Here is a 14,646-nt window from a genome sequence, read left to right on the forward strand (position 1 = left end):
TTTTATAAATTACGCAGTGAATCGATAATTTCTGTTTTCGACTTTGTTTTTTCATCCAATACTTTGATTTGACGAGCTGGTACGCCTGCAACGACTGTGAATGGCTCAACGTCTTTAATAACGATTGCTCCAGCTGCTACTACTGCTCCTTTACCGATGCGAACACCTTCCAATACTACGGCATTTGCGCCGATGACAACATCATCTTCTACAACAACCGGTAACGCACTCGGTGGTTCTACTACCCCTGCAAGAACAGTTCCTGCACCAATATGGCAGTTTGCTCCTACTGTTGCACGACCACCTAGTACCGCGCCCATATCAATCATTGATTTTGCACCGATTTCTGCACCAATATTAATAATGGCACCCATCATAATTACTGCATTGTCACCGATTGTAACTTGATCACGGATAATTGCACCTGGTTCAATTCGTGCATTTATTTTTTTCGTATCTAAAAGCGGTACACCTGAATTACGACGATCGCTTTCTACTACATAGTCTTCGATAAGATCTGCATATTTTTTTAGTGATGCTTCAATTTCAGACCATTCGCCAAACACTACCGCATTATTTCCTTCACCAAACACTTTGCTTTCGGTACCAAATGATAAATCCGCAACACCAATTCCCTTTACATAAACTTTTACTGGTGTTACCTTTTTTGCTTCTGAAATAAAATCAATAATTTGTTGTGCATTTAATTTTTCCATATGACACCTCGCTGCGTGTTAGATTTTTTAACATGAATAATTGTACTAAATTTTCAGTAATATTAAAACTATTTTTTTAGCTGGTTTCACTTGGATAATCGTACAGGCAGCGTGCATGGTCTTGTACTAAGTCGACAAAAGCTTCCACTTGGCGTAGTTCGAATGTTGATTCATATCCGATCAGCCATGTATCGCGAGTTAATCCATCGTCTCCTCCATTATTAGACAAAGGAATTTTATGAACTTTTTCTTCACCGTTCAATGTAATTGAAGGCAAAATTGCATAGCCGATACCATTTAGTGCCATCTGCTTGCACGTTTCAATTTGGTCCACAATGATTTGATGTTTTGGATTGTAGTTGAAATGACGTTGCCACCATTGCTGAATTTCCTGGTAATAATTCGAATCGCTTTTAAATTGAATAAATGGGCGATCGGATGTCAATATATCTTCCATATCCTGAATTTCCTTATCTACTAAATACATCGTATCGCGGAACAAATGAATTTTTTTCCCTTTCCACTCTGCCTGTCCACGGACAATGCCAATATGCGCTTCCCCATCATAAAGAGCTTTTATGATTTCAGAGCTCCATCCAGTAATTAACGAAATTTTCGTATCCGGATATTTCGTTACATAGTCTTTTAATACTTTTGGCAGCCAATTTTGACCGACAATTGAAGCACAGGCAATTTTTAATGTACCGTGCACTTTTGTATTCAAAGAGTGAATCGTTTCAAAAATTTCCTCCCGCTTTATAATCAAATCATTCGAATACTGAATGACCAGTTCTCCCGCAGGCGTTGGAGTTAATCCTTTTTGGGAACGAATAAATATTTGAACGCCCCATTCTTTTTCAATTGATTGAAGTCGCTGTGACAGTGCTGGTTGCGTTAAAAAAAGGCGCTCTGCCGCTTTTCGCATATTTCTCTCTTCTGCCAACACTTTAATAATCTCTGCTTCTGTTGCTGTCACTGACAACCCTTCCTTTCCGAACAAACGGTTAAAAAAACGACAAAATCCCTTTAGGACTTTGTCGACTTTTATTTTAAGCGTTGTGCTGGTAAATATATTTCTTTAATTGTTTTAAAATAATTCTTCGGGTCATAATACCGACAAATGTGCCTTCTTCATCGACTACACATAAAAAGGCGTGGTTAATTACTAGATCGAGTGCACGTTGGAATGTATCGGTAATTTTTAAATATACAACTTCCTGATTCATGACCTCATCCACACGAATGTCTGCTAATCTATCATATTCAATTCGCTCTAATCCTAAAATAGACTCCGTTATCATTTTGGTACTTAATAATCCTTTTAAACGATACTTTACATCCAGAACCGGGATAGAAGAATACCCCGTTTTTGTTAAAACTAATAATGCATGTTCAGCGTTATTTCCACTTTGTACATGGGCAACCTTCTCAGATGAAATAATAAAATCTTTTATAGGCATATCTAGTAAAGCTCTGTTATTTGTTGAAATCATGACATTCTACTCCTTTATCCCGCTAATAACGGGCAGCACCATACTAAAACAAACTGAAAACTTACTGCCGTTATTCTTTGCCCTGTCTTTCGACAAAACAGTTTCTCTAATCTCTATCATACCATATGGATCATTTTTATGACTATGAAAGGCGCCTATGATTACAAAAGAAAAAGCATAATAAGACGAGAAGATTCGTCCCATTATGCATTAATTTCAGTAACCCCTTGCCCAATAATAGAAGATAATGATACCTGTAAATGTTCCAAAAACTGCATACGATAAAATAATCGGGTTGAGCAGAAAAGGATGCTCCTGAATTTCTTCAGGCACTTCCGAATCACGTTCCTGACCGCTGCCCTCGATATTATGTCCAACACGTACCGTTAAATAATAGCCTATAAAACATAAAATGATGACAACGAAAATCGTTGGATAAAGCCATATTCCGATTGCAATCGCCTCCTTTTAACAGTTAGCGATAGTATGCAGCAACAATTTGGAATTTATTCTTTTATGATATCAATTGAAAAAGTTAAAACGGATGCTGATTTAGCCATTGCCCACCATCTAAAGTAATACATTCTCCGTTTAAATAGCTTGCCTTATCCGATAGCATAAATACCGCTAGATCGGCTATTTCCTCAGGCGTGCCAAGACGCTTTAATGGAACAGAATCCAATGTACGTTTCGCTTGTTCTTCCGATTCCCATAGTTTGTCTGCCCCGCCTGTACGCTCAATTGGCCCTGGTGCAATGGCATTTACGCGAATCCCATATTGGCCGCCCCATTCAACCGCAAGCGATCGTGTCAATGAGAGCACCCCGGCTTTTGCAGCAGCCGAGTGAATGACGCCAGCTCCTGCACCCCAAGCATATGTAGCCACCATATTGATAATCGACCCCTTTATGCCATTTTCAATCCAATAGCGACCAATTGCAGAAGTACAATAAAATGATCCATTTAACACAATATCAATAACGGCCTTCCATCCATTCGGCGATAATTTTTCTGCATGCACTAAAAAGTTTCCTGCCGCATTGTTCACTAAGCCGTCTACTTGTCCAAATTTTTCTGCAGCAAATGCAACCATTGCCTGTGCATGTTCCGGTTCGCGAACATCCATTTGAAATGTTTCGATAGAAGAACCAAATTCCACTATTTCCTTCTTTGCATTGGCTAAACGCTCCAAGTCACGCCCGGTGATCACAACATTTGCCCCTTCTTTCACGAAATGCTTTGCCATTCCGAGTCCCATCCCGCTAGAGCCGCCTGTAATTATAATCGTCTTGCCTTGTAACATTTTATCCATCCCCTTTGACTATAAAATGAACACTCATTCATAAATAGAGTTTACTATAATAGAGGAGAAATAAATACTAAAATATAAAATTTTCTGTTTCATTCGATAATTAACTGGAATTATAATCTATTTTCTTATTTAAGGTATATAGGAAAATTCTGATCTTCTAATATATTGTCAAATTGTCTAATATAAATTTATTTGTGCTAATAAAATTGCGAAGTTCTAATATATCTTCAACATGTTCTAAAATGTATTTGCTTTGTTCTAATTTCGCCTTCAGTTGTTCTAATAAATCCCCTGTCCCACTCCCAGGCAAATTTAAAAAGCTATGAACATTTCGTCCATAGCTTAATCTCTTCTACTATTCTTCCATAATCGGACCGAGTGATTCGGCTAGAAAGATTTCCTGACTGTTAATTCGGACATCACTTTGATGGCCCTCTTTATAGTGGTATTTCCCATTTGAATCCTGAATGCGTACTTTTTGATTATCTTTAATTTGGAGCAGCATAATGCGCTGAATCCGGTATTTTATTTCTGGTGAATAGATCGGAAACAGAATTTCCACTCGTTTAATCATATTCCGTGTCATCATATCTGCAGAAGATAAATATAGATTATCCTCCCCATTATGATGGAACCAGAAAATCCTGGAGTGCTCAAGGAAACGACCAACGATGCTCAAAACGGTTATATTAACGGAAATTCCCGGGATGCCTGGACGCAGACAGCAAATACCGCGAATAATCAGCTCGATTTTTACACCTGCAATCGACGCCTCATAAAGCTTCATCATTAAATCCTTATCGGTTAAAGAATTCATTTTTGCCCGTATAAACCCGTTTCCATATTTTTTATGTAATGCAATTTCCTTATCGATTAAATCAAGGAATTCATCACGAATATCAAAAGGCGCGACGACAATATGATGGAATTCAGGTTTGTCAGTATAACCGCTTAAATAATTGAAGAAGTTTGTCGCATCAATTCCAAATTCCTTATGCGATGTAATAATCCCCATATCCGTATAGATTTTTGCTGTAGCATCATTGTAATTGCCCGTCCCTAAATGAACAAAGCGTTCAATTTTCCCGTTGCGTCGACGGACAACAAGTGTAATTTTTGAATGTGTTTTTAAATTGTTCATTCCATAAATGACAAGGCATCCTGCTTGTTCAAGCTGTTTCGCCCAATGCACATTATTTTCTTCGTCAAAACGTGCTTTTAACTCTACTAAAACTGTCACCTGTTTACCGTTTTCTGCAGCCTGCTTTAAAGCTTGAATAATCGGCGAATTACCACTTACCCTATACAGCGTTTGCTTAATTGCCAAAACGCTCGGATCTTCCGCTGCTTCTGCGATAAAATCAACAATCGGTCCAAATGATTCGTATGGATGATGGAAAAATATATCCTGGGTTAACGCTTTTTCAAAAATATTTTCGTCCGACTGTAAATCATGAGGAGGCTGCGGAATAAAACTTTCATACTCCAGATGTTCCCGTCCTACCGAAATCTCTTTTACAAAACCGAACATTGCCGTTAAGTCGAGCGGCCCATCAATTTTGAAAACATCGGACTCTCCCAGTTCAAATTCATCCAGTAAATAATCCAGCACATCATCATTCATTTCACCGTCACGTACTTCCAAACGTGAACCGACGCCCCATTTACGCTTTTTCAGTTCCTTTTCTATTTCCACTAACAGGTCCTGTGCGCCTTCCTCATGAATGGTCAAATCCGCATTTCGCGTTAACCGGAATGCTTGGGTCGATTTCACTTTATAACCTAAAAATAAACGGTCGATATTACTTGAAATGACATCTTCCAATAATACAAACAACGTCTTATTGCCATTTGACGGTATTTTAATAAAACGATTCAATACGGATGGTACTTGAACAATTGCTACTTTATCCATATGGTTTTCCGAATCCTCACTGCTGTTTTCCAGCATGACAAATAAGTTGAGTGTACGTCCCAACAATGTGGGAAACGGACGATAGGCGTCGACCGCAACAGGTGTTAGGACAGGAAATATCGTTTCTTCAAAAAATTCATTGATATAACTTTTTTCTTGCGCATTCAGCATTTTCAAATCAAGAATATGCACATCTTCTTTCGGTAAAAGTTCATGCACTAAATGGCGGTACACTTCCGTTTGGCGTCTTACCAACGCTTGCGTACGTTCAGCAATTTTAGCAAGCTGTTCTTTCGGAGTTAAACCCGACTTATTTTCAGGCTTATGATACCCTGCGCGAATTTGGTCTTGCAAACCCGCAACCCGGACCATGAAAAATTCATCCAAATTGGAACTGAAAATCGCCAAAAATTTCATCCGTTCCAACAACGGATTATTTGTATCTTCAGCTTCTTCCAATACTCGTTCATTAAACGCGAGCCAGCTCAGTTCACGGTTGTTGTAATACTGTGGCTTAGCAATTTCCTCATGCAGCTCGATGCTGAAATCCGGACTATTTTCAAAGTCTTCATGCTCCGGATCAAAAAGCGGATCCTTTTCCATATTCATTGTCATATCAACCCTGCCTTTCTTCCTTGAAATTAAGTTTTACATCGCCTTTGAAAACACGTTCGATATGCTTTTTCTGTTTTTCCGCCTGAGCCATTTCAGCTATTGCCCGTTCAGAAGTCAGTACTTCTATGTGAAATTGGTTGTTCACCTTTTCAATTGCAATGTTTTTAACGACATTGCGCTTCGTCATGTTCAAGGCGTATACAAATTTCAAAATTGCGCCAAAATCGCGCAGCTTTTTAAATTCTTCTTTTAAAATCCAGGAATCGAACGGACGTGCAAAACGTAAAAAGTAATCACGGTTTTTATAAGATGCCAGCAATGCCAGTTTAACCCGATTAATATGGGACATGCCTGGTATTGATTGATTGGAGATCAAATAAAATGTATGCTGGCTGGAGGAATCCAGCTCGATATATTCTCCGATTCCATAAACTTTTGCGGCTTTCTTTATTAGCTGTAAATCTACTTCACTATATTCAAATAGCTTTAAATTAATACAGCCTCGGTATAATTGTTCTGTCAAAAATTCCAGTGTTTTTACTTCCTCTTCCGTACGCCCATAGGCTAATGCAAGCTGCCGGCCACTTTCTTCAAAAACATTGTATTTGTCATATGCTTGAGGATTCCCTTGCAAAACACGGCTAATAATGAGACCTTCCCGCAACCCTTTTTTACTGACCTGGAAAGAATTCGAATTTACAGTAGACAGGAGCGCCATAAAAACCTCCAATGCAGGAACAATAATATCCGCCCGGTCTGAAGAAAGACCATCTAGCTGCCTTAAATTATCGTACGAAAATTCTGTTAAATAGTCGCGCAGTTGTTGTAGGTCGCTCACATTCATTTCATATTGATGAACACCAGACAGTGGATAGCCAATTTTCTGCTGATGAACTTGGGCAATATTACGTGCACTCCCCCCAATTGCAATAACCGGTAATCCTACATCAACTATCCATTTCAATGAGCTAAATTGTTCTTTTACAAACGCTCGCAGCTTCTCACGCTCACTTTTATTAATCATCGTTCCGCTTACAAACTTTTGCTTTAAAGAAACAGTACCAAATGGAAAACTGATCGTTTTTTGGAGCTTTTTATTGATGAATAACGTAATTTCCGTCGAACCACCGCCAATATCAATCGTCACTGCAGATGGAGTATCCATTGAATGGGCAACTGCAACAAATCCGTAGTAGGCTTCTTCTTCTTCGGTTAAAATATCAATCAGAATACCCGTTTCTTCTTTCATACGGGTAATAATTACATCATTATTGATCGCCTGACGTACTGCAGCAGTAGCAGCCGCTTTTACGTCTGTTACCTGATAATCCGCCAATATTAAACGGAACGATTTTAACGTCTCAGCCAATAACTGAATGCCCTCTTCGGACATTTCCCCATTTGGCAATAAATATGTGCGCAGACGGGCTACGGTTTTAATATTTCCGAATTCCTTTAGCCCTTCGTTTTTATTATAGGAGTATAGTACAAGTCGAATCGTGTTAGAACCAATATCAATAATGGCTGTCTTGATTTTTTTCATAATACGCTTCACTTCCTTCTGAATACCTTTGTATTCTTTTACCCTCTTTATTAGCGTCTTCAAAAAGAGTTGCTACCAAATATTTTCAATTAATTTTAAATTCCTTTTTAGTTTACAAAAAAGCCGGAATAACTTTTTCAAGTATCCGGCTTTCTCATTATTTTATACATTTTAAAACAATGCATCAATTATTAAATAATTTTTTACAGAATTAACTTATCCATGCGTAAAATCAGCTCTGCAATTTCCGGTTTCGAAATTTGCTCTTCCGCTCCTACCTGTTCGCCTTTATGGCGTAAATCATCGGTAATCAGACTTGAGAAAATAATGACCGGAAGCTTTTTCAGATCAGGATGCGATTTAATTTTCTTCGTTAAATGGTGACCGTCCATTTGTGGCATCTCAATATCTGTAACAACTAGCTGTACATGTTTTTCAATTTGTTTGTCTGCCTTCGCCAACGCTTCCAAATATTCGTATGCATCACGCCCGTTTTCGAAAAACTCCGTATTGACATAGCCTGCTTCATTCATCGTATCGAATAACAGTTTACGCAATAACGGTGAATCTTCTGCAATAATGACTTTCTTTTCAGTGCGTTCACGCTTGCCAAGTTTCTTAACAGCATCCACACTAATACTAGATTCAGGATTAATGTCAACCATGATTCGTTCAAAGTCCAGTAGTAAAATCATTTCATCTTGAGACTTGATTACGCCAATTACCTGAGATGCTCCACCTTGATACATATCCGAAGGTTTTTCAATCTGATCCCAGGAAATACGGTGAATTTGAGTAACATTATCAACATGGAATACAACACGTTGCTTATTAAATTCTGCCACAATATATTTTTGCTGTGGGTTTCGGTTTTCAGTAGGTATGCCTAAAACTTTTAACATATCAACAACCGGCAATACTTCCCCACGCAATTGAATTATGCCTTCAACATGTGGATGTACATGCGGAATAAATGTCACTGGTATTGGCTGAATAATTTCTTTTACTTTAATTACATTTATACCGAACTTATTATTCGCCACCTCAAATTCAACAATTTCAAGCTCATTTGTTCCACTTTCTAGTAAAATCCCTTTATGATTTTCCACTACATGTCTCTCCTTCCAAACTGCCACGCTTACAATAACCCCATTGTATCATAAGAACTATTTAACTACTATTTATTATTATGCCCTTTGTACTCATTCATAATACTTGATTAATGCTTGTGTCCCATTGTCCCCATAGCCTTCTGCAAGTAACTGATCGTACATAGATTTCGCCAAGGTTAAGCCTGGTAATTGGAGATTCATGCGCTCTGCTTCATCAAGCGCAATCTTCATATCTTTAATAATATGTTTAATGTAAAAGCCCGGCTCTAAATTCCCCTTCAACATACGCGGGGCAAGATTGGATAGAGACCATGATCCTGCTGCCCCTGCTGTTATCGAACGAAGAACTTCTTCCATCGTTAGTCCTGCTTTTAATCCGTAGGCAATTGATTCACACACACCAATCATGCCGGATGCGATCGCAATCTGATTACACATTTTCGTATGTTGCCCGCTGCCTGCAACACCTTGGTAAACAATATTTTGTCCAAACAGTTCGAAAATCGGCTGCAGTTTTTCAAATACATCTTTGTCGCCACCCACCATAAGCGATAATGTACCATTTTTTGCACCAACGTCTCCTCCTGATACGGGGGCATCAAGGCTATGCATTCCACGTTCGCTAGCTTCGTGATAAAGTTTTTTTGCAAGCGTCGGTTCGGATGTCGTCATATCAATGACAATCGCCCCTTGTTTTGCAGCAGAGAAAATACCGTTCTCACCAATATAAACTTCTTCTACATCTTTTGGATAACCAACCATGGTAAAGATAATCTCCTGCTCTTTACTTGCTTCTGCCGGTGTTTCCGCCCATTTCGCGCCAGCAGCAAGAAGATCTGCAGCTTTGCTTTTTGTTCTTGTAAAAATTGTCACTTCATAACCCGCATTCAGCAAATGCATGACAATGCTTGCCCCCATTACACCAGTACCGATAAACCCTATTTTTTTTGATTCCATATGTATGCCCCTTTAGTATTTTCTTTTATTTTAACAAAATCAGAGAGAACTTCAATGTCAGTGTATTTCAATAATTCAAAATCAAATATATTCATCTTTATTAATTAGGATAATTTTATACATGGATGCGTTCATCATTTTGAGAGTTTTTGTCAGAAGTATTTAAAGGTTTGTATGAATAAATTAGATATTCGTGCATATATAAAAAAAGAGAGCAGTAGCGTTGGTCCGCTTCTACTCTAAAGGGGGAAATGAGAATGTTGCTGTGTTCAAAATTACTCTTCCCTTCTCATCACTGTTTTAAACATAAACTTTATAAATATTTTTAATTTAATGTTTATAAAACAGATGTGCACTTCTCGATTGATTAAAAGCATTCATTAGATTGTCTACTTGGACGCTTAGCTGGAGCGTTTTGTCACTTCGTAAACCATTTTCTAAACCTGATTGAATCATTTGTTTACGCTTTTCTTCAATTGCCAAAAGTAGTGCCTCATTCGAGATAGGTCTACCCAATTTATTTCCTCCTTTTTGTCATTTGCCATTATTATACCCATTTTGTAATCTTCTTACAAAATAATCTATTTTCAAAATCCGACACTTGTTATGATCTTGAATTTTCGGAAAATGTATAAACTACATCCCCACCTTGTTTCGCCTCACCACGGAAGTTTTTAAATTGTTCATCTTTAATAAGATGTTCGCGAAACTGAAGAAATTCCTCTTTTTTTATAATTACAGATTGTAATTCACCATTACGCAACTGATCGATAATACTTTTATAGTCTGTCATATGGATCCCTCTTTCCATTTTTATATGTATAAACCCAATATATCAGACTCTTAATCGAAAATATATTCCAAATAAACCCTAGTAAATTAATAAAATTATTCAAACTAATTGAATTTTGTAGTATAATTTCAAGCAAACTGTTAATTAGTAGTCGATGAAGGGACTGACTGTGTATGAAAATTGCGGAAGTTGGAAATATAATCGAGTTTAAAGACGGCTTAAAAGGAGTCGTTGAAAAAGTGAATGAGAATTCCGTTATCGTTGATATAACGATTATGGATAATTTTCATGATTTAGAAATGGAAGAAAAAACAGTTGTTAATCACAAACGGTATAAAATATTAGCTAATAACGAATAATTTAATGCAAATTACCCTTTTTAACATTGAGATGATGATAAAAAGGGTAATTTTTGTTACGATACGTAAGGGGAGGTTGAAGCAATTGAAAAACCGAAAACAAATCATTACACTCCTTCTGGCATTAGTTTTTATTTTCAGCATGATGTTTTTTACATTTTATGAAAAATCGATTTTTTGGTATTTATATGCCTTTACATTACTAGTTGGAATTGCAATCAGCTTAGTGGCAGGTAAATTTGAAGACCGAATCCCAACATGGCAATATTTGATTTACGGTATTGGGTACGGGACAATTACGTATGGTATTGTAAAACTCGGTTATATATTAATGCCTTATCTCGATAAAAGCGCAGCAAAGGATATAACGAAATTTTTGGATGTATATGGTCCTCAAAATATTTTCCATTACTTAATGCTAATTTTTATCGTAGCCGTCGGGGAAGAAATGTTTTGGCGAGGCTATGTTCAGCAGCAATTAAAACAATTCACATCGCCTTTCTGGGCTGTCGTAATCACTTCAATGTTATTTTCACTGTCTCTAGCTATTAGCGGGTTCCTTCCAGGTGCTCTTGCAGCTATTATCGCTGGTATGCTTTGGGGAGCTTTGTATGAATGGAAAAAAAGTTTACCATTAATTATCGTTACCCATATTGTCTTTGTTTTACTATTATTTTTAGTTTTACCATTATTCTGATACAATTAAAGCAGAAACTTATCTTTCTAAATTCCGTCTATACATGTAAAAGGGGGATCCATATGAAGAAAAAAATTTATCAAGTCGGGGCCGTAGTTATTTTATCTGCATTTTTGGCAGCTTGTAATACGGATACAGACGAGCCTACAACATCAAATGCAGCAAAAGAAGAACCTACCGAAACAGAACAAGTGCAAAACGAAGAACAGCAAGAAACAAACGAGACGGACGAGACAATCGAATCGGATGACTCTTCTTCAGACCAAAAAGAAGAAGCTACTGAGACATCAGAAGAAACAAAAGCTGAACAAGAAGATAAAGCTGATAATACTACATTGACTTACATTTCAAATGGCCAGCCGTTTGAAGAAAAAGTAGTAACTTCAACAAGTGATGAAATGAATTACACGATTCAGCATTTAGAAAACTATACACTTACTTCAGAAGAGCCAGGTGTCGATAGTTTATTAAATAATGCTGATGAAGCTACGTCAATGCAGATTGAAGTAGTAAAAAAAGAAGATGTAACTTTTGATCAGTTAAAGGAATCTGCAAAAGAAACAATTTCTGCCATTGCACCTGAAAGCACGAAAGATCTGGATTTAGCTTCAACTTTGTCAGAACGTGAGGAAATTTTAAATATTGTTGGATATGAAGCTTTATTAGAGGATGAAAAGGTTGTAAAAGTTGTAATTGAACGTGAAAACTTGTTTATTACGTTAACAATTTACGATAATGTCCAAGCGGACTTAACAGACGCCTTTTTACAAATGGGCTTAACAATTCAATAATCCCCAAAAAGGACGCCCGTAAATTATGGGCGTCCTTTTCTTGTTTAATAGGATAAGTCTTTGATAGATAATCCTAATTTTTTTAATAGCTCAATTGCCGTCTGTTTTTCTTCAACCGATAACGCTCCTAAAAGTTCATGAATTTTCTGTTCATGCTGAGGAAACAGCTTGTCCATAAACTCGGAACCAGGATCGGTAATTTCCGCGTATGTGACGCGACGATCGGTTGGACACGAAACACGTGCTAAAAAATTCCGTTTTTCCAACTTATCAACTACGTAAGTAATCGACCCGCTCGCTAATAAAATTTTGTTCCCGATTTGCTGCAGGGGCTGACGACCTTTATGATATAAAAGTTCTAAAACCGCGAATTCTGTAGGATTCAAACCATTTGCTTGTATAAATTGATTCGTAGCTTCACTTATCGCTTTATGCGCTCTTGATAAAACGATAAATAATTTTAACGATTGCTTTACTTCCTCTGAAGCCATAAAAACCATCCTCTATTTTAAATAATCAATTACGCTGTGCGCAATTGCGTAGAATTTAAGGAGACCCACTGGATGGGACTGTCAGCTGTTGTCCATAATGCGACAACTATAGACAAACTTCCTCTTTAAATTCCCTTTAATAATCTGTGACATCTGCAAGAAGCATGGCCAACGTTGAGATAAGTACTCAGTCGGAAGCAGTGCTCTTACAATGAATTCTTCAGATTTCAGCTATTGTTTGCGAAACCTGCTAATTGAAGATGTACATATTATAGCGATGGATTGGAAGTTTTGTCAAAATCACTTCGAAATTGCCGCCATTCTAGCCACTCTCATTGAATAAGAAGGAGAAGAATTTAAATATTCAATTTCATTTCGCAAATCAAAATCAATTAAAAACTTAGATCCTGCACCTTGCTCACTTTCAATGTGGAGAGCCCCATTATGCTCTTTAATGACAGCTTGTACAAGCATTAATCCCAATCCAGATCCTGTTTCTTTTGTCGTATAAAAAGGATTTAACGCATTTTCAATATCGACCGCATTCATCCCTTTTCCACTATCCTCAACTGATAGCTGAAGCGTATTTTTGCCTCGGTAAAGTAAACGTACGACAATGTAATTATTCGTATCCATAGCTTCGATTGCATTTTTCAGCAAGTTCATAATCATTTGCATCAGGCGATTAAAGTCCCCATTAATCCGATATTCTACTTTTTCGTCATATTCAAATAAAATCATAGCATTTGTTTTCAATGCTAGAGGCTGCATACGCTGAATTGACTGGTCTACAACTTCCTTCACATCAACCATTTGTAATACTTGTTTCTTTGGTTTAGAAATATTCAGAAGGTCTCCAAGCAAATCATCCATCCGCTTCAATTCGGATTCGAGAATTTTAAAGTAAGGATATTCCTGCTCATTTAAGCTGCTTTTAATCATCTGAATAAAACCTTGGATTGATGTCATTGGGTTCCGTATTTCATGGGCAATCGATGCAATATTTTGACCAATAAACGATAAAGATTGCTGATGCTCAATTCTTTTTAACAGCATCATCTCTTCTGTTTGATCAATAATTGTTGTGACTAATATTCCTAAATTTTCATCTACTTTGCTAATAAAATTCAGATAGACTGTATTTCCATCTTCAGTTTTTCTCATAACAAAAATACTGGCCATTTCCCTGTTTGAAATCTTCTTATAATATTGAGTGATGACTTGGGAATCGTACTGGCAATCTTCAAATAGATAGTCATAGCTTCTATTTTCTATTTGAGCTGCTTTTCGATCAAGTAAATGTAATGCCATTGCATTACCTGATATAATCTTTCCGTTCAACATCGTCAATATTACACCTTGTGCCATTCCATCTATTAAATTTTGAAACATAAGTGTGTTGCTCTTTTCTTCAAATGAAATGACATTGGAAGGGTTTACATTTAATCGAGTAAAGATTAGTTGTTTATGCTCTAGATAATGACCCCAAACTTGTACCGGTATTTTTTGATGGTATTTATTTATTAATGTAAAAGTAGCAGTAGATGTTGAATTTTCATTTACAGAACTTATAAATCGCTCCCACTCACCACTAAGTTTATCCGCACTTTCCCAAAAGCGCGCTGGTAAATGAACAGATTGCAATATTTCTTCCGCCTTACTATTCATAAATTCAATTTTACCTTGGCGGTTCAATATAATGATTTTTTCATTGGATTGTTGAAAAAGCTCTTTTAACATATAATTCAATTGGCCTTCCACTACACATATTACCCCCCAATTTCAAATATTATAGAATTTTCAGAATTGTATACTTACCGTATATTATTTCACATTACTATTTGGAATAAAA

15 protein-coding genes are annotated in these 14,646 nt (G+C 37.0%); 3 read left to right on the forward strand and 12 right to left on the reverse strand.

Features of this window, described 5'->3' with window-relative positions; all coding sequences use genetic code 11:
- Positions 1–2 precede the first annotated feature (2 nt).
- From dapD to M3166_RS10000, 10 genes are all read right to left on the reverse strand, one after another.
- Entirely contained in the window at positions 3–716 is a 714-nt protein-coding gene (dapD, locus tag M3166_RS09955; RefSeq protein WP_251689614.1) for a 2,3,4,5-tetrahydropyridine-2,6-dicarboxylate N-acetyltransferase, read from the reverse strand.
- 76 nt (positions 717–792) lie between these two features.
- Complete coding sequence (locus tag M3166_RS09960; RefSeq protein ID WP_353056559.1) at positions 793–1,692, reverse strand: LysR family transcriptional regulator; 900 nt, start codon at positions 1,690–1,692, stop codon at positions 793–795.
- A gap of 73 nt (positions 1,693–1,765) precedes the next feature.
- The gene (gene cbpB, locus M3166_RS09965; protein WP_008403498.1) at positions 1,766–2,209 is read right to left on the reverse strand and encodes a cyclic-di-AMP-binding protein CbpB; all 444 of its coding nucleotides are present in this window, start codon (positions 2,207–2,209) and stop codon (positions 1,766–1,768) included.
- Positions 2,210–2,744: 535 nt separating this feature from the next.
- Positions 2,745–3,512 carry a 2,4-dienoyl-CoA reductase gene (gene fadH / locus M3166_RS09970; protein WP_251689616.1) on the reverse strand — a complete coding sequence of 256 codons (768 nt, stop codon included), beginning with the start codon at positions 3,510–3,512 and terminating at the stop codon, positions 2,745–2,747.
- A 364-nt stretch (positions 3,513–3,876) separates the two neighbouring features.
- Complete coding sequence (locus tag M3166_RS09975) at positions 3,877–6,051, reverse strand: RNA degradosome polyphosphate kinase (RefSeq protein ID WP_251689618.1); 2,175 nt, start codon at positions 6,049–6,051, stop codon at positions 3,877–3,879.
- Between the two features lies 1 nt (position 6,052).
- A complete protein-coding gene (locus tag M3166_RS09980) occupies positions 6,053–7,594 on the reverse strand; it encodes a Ppx/GppA phosphatase family protein (RefSeq protein ID WP_251689620.1) in 1,542 nt (513 codons plus the stop codon).
- Positions 7,595–7,797: 203 nt separating this feature from the next.
- Positions 7,798–8,703 (reverse strand): chemotaxis protein, encoded by a 906-nt coding sequence (locus tag M3166_RS09985; RefSeq protein WP_251689622.1) that lies wholly within the window; start codon positions 8,701–8,703, stop codon positions 7,798–7,800.
- 93 nt (positions 8,704–8,796) lie between these two features.
- Positions 8,797–9,663 carry an NAD(P)-dependent oxidoreductase gene (locus M3166_RS09990; protein ID WP_251689624.1) on the reverse strand — a complete coding sequence of 289 codons (867 nt, stop codon included), beginning with the start codon at positions 9,661–9,663 and terminating at the stop codon, positions 8,797–8,799.
- A 330-nt stretch (positions 9,664–9,993) separates the two neighbouring features.
- Positions 9,994–10,179: an aspartyl-phosphate phosphatase Spo0E family protein gene (locus M3166_RS09995; RefSeq protein WP_251689626.1), complete on the reverse strand. Its 186-nt coding sequence runs from the start codon at positions 10,177–10,179 to the stop codon at positions 9,994–9,996.
- A gap of 88 nt (positions 10,180–10,267) precedes the next feature.
- Positions 10,268–10,456 (reverse strand): hypothetical protein, encoded by a 189-nt coding sequence (locus M3166_RS10000; RefSeq protein WP_251689628.1) that lies wholly within the window; start codon positions 10,454–10,456, stop codon positions 10,268–10,270.
- 173 nt (positions 10,457–10,629) lie between these two features.
- Here M3166_RS10000 and M3166_RS10005 point away from each other — a divergent pair, with 173 nt between their 5' ends.
- From M3166_RS10005 to M3166_RS10015, 3 genes are all read left to right on the forward strand, one after another.
- On the forward strand, positions 10,630–10,815 hold the full coding sequence (locus M3166_RS10005; protein WP_008403508.1) for a YkvS family protein: 186 nt from the start codon (positions 10,630–10,632) through the stop codon (positions 10,813–10,815).
- Between the two features lie 85 nt (positions 10,816–10,900).
- Positions 10,901–11,512: a CPBP family intramembrane glutamic endopeptidase gene (locus M3166_RS10010; RefSeq protein WP_251689630.1), complete on the forward strand. Its 612-nt coding sequence runs from the start codon at positions 10,901–10,903 to the stop codon at positions 11,510–11,512.
- 62 nt (positions 11,513–11,574) lie between these two features.
- The gene (locus M3166_RS10015) at positions 11,575–12,303 is read left to right on the forward strand and encodes a chemotaxis protein (RefSeq protein WP_251689632.1); all 729 of its coding nucleotides are present in this window, start codon (positions 11,575–11,577) and stop codon (positions 12,301–12,303) included.
- 44 nt (positions 12,304–12,347) lie between these two features.
- Here the strand turns inward: M3166_RS10015 and M3166_RS10020 are convergent, their stop codons facing one another.
- Entirely contained in the window at positions 12,348–12,794 is a 447-nt protein-coding gene (locus M3166_RS10020; protein ID WP_251689634.1) for a MarR family winged helix-turn-helix transcriptional regulator, read from the reverse strand.
- A gap of 300 nt (positions 12,795–13,094) precedes the next feature.
- Positions 13,095–14,555: an ATP-binding protein gene (locus tag M3166_RS10025; RefSeq protein WP_251689636.1), complete on the reverse strand. Its 1,461-nt coding sequence runs from the start codon at positions 14,553–14,555 to the stop codon at positions 13,095–13,097.
- Positions 14,556–14,646 lie beyond the last annotated feature (91 nt).

The sequence above is a fragment of the Solibacillus isronensis genome (assembly GCF_023715405.1).
In the GTDB taxonomy this organism is placed as follows: domain Bacteria; phylum Bacillota; class Bacilli; order Bacillales_A; family Planococcaceae; genus Solibacillus; species Solibacillus isronensis_B.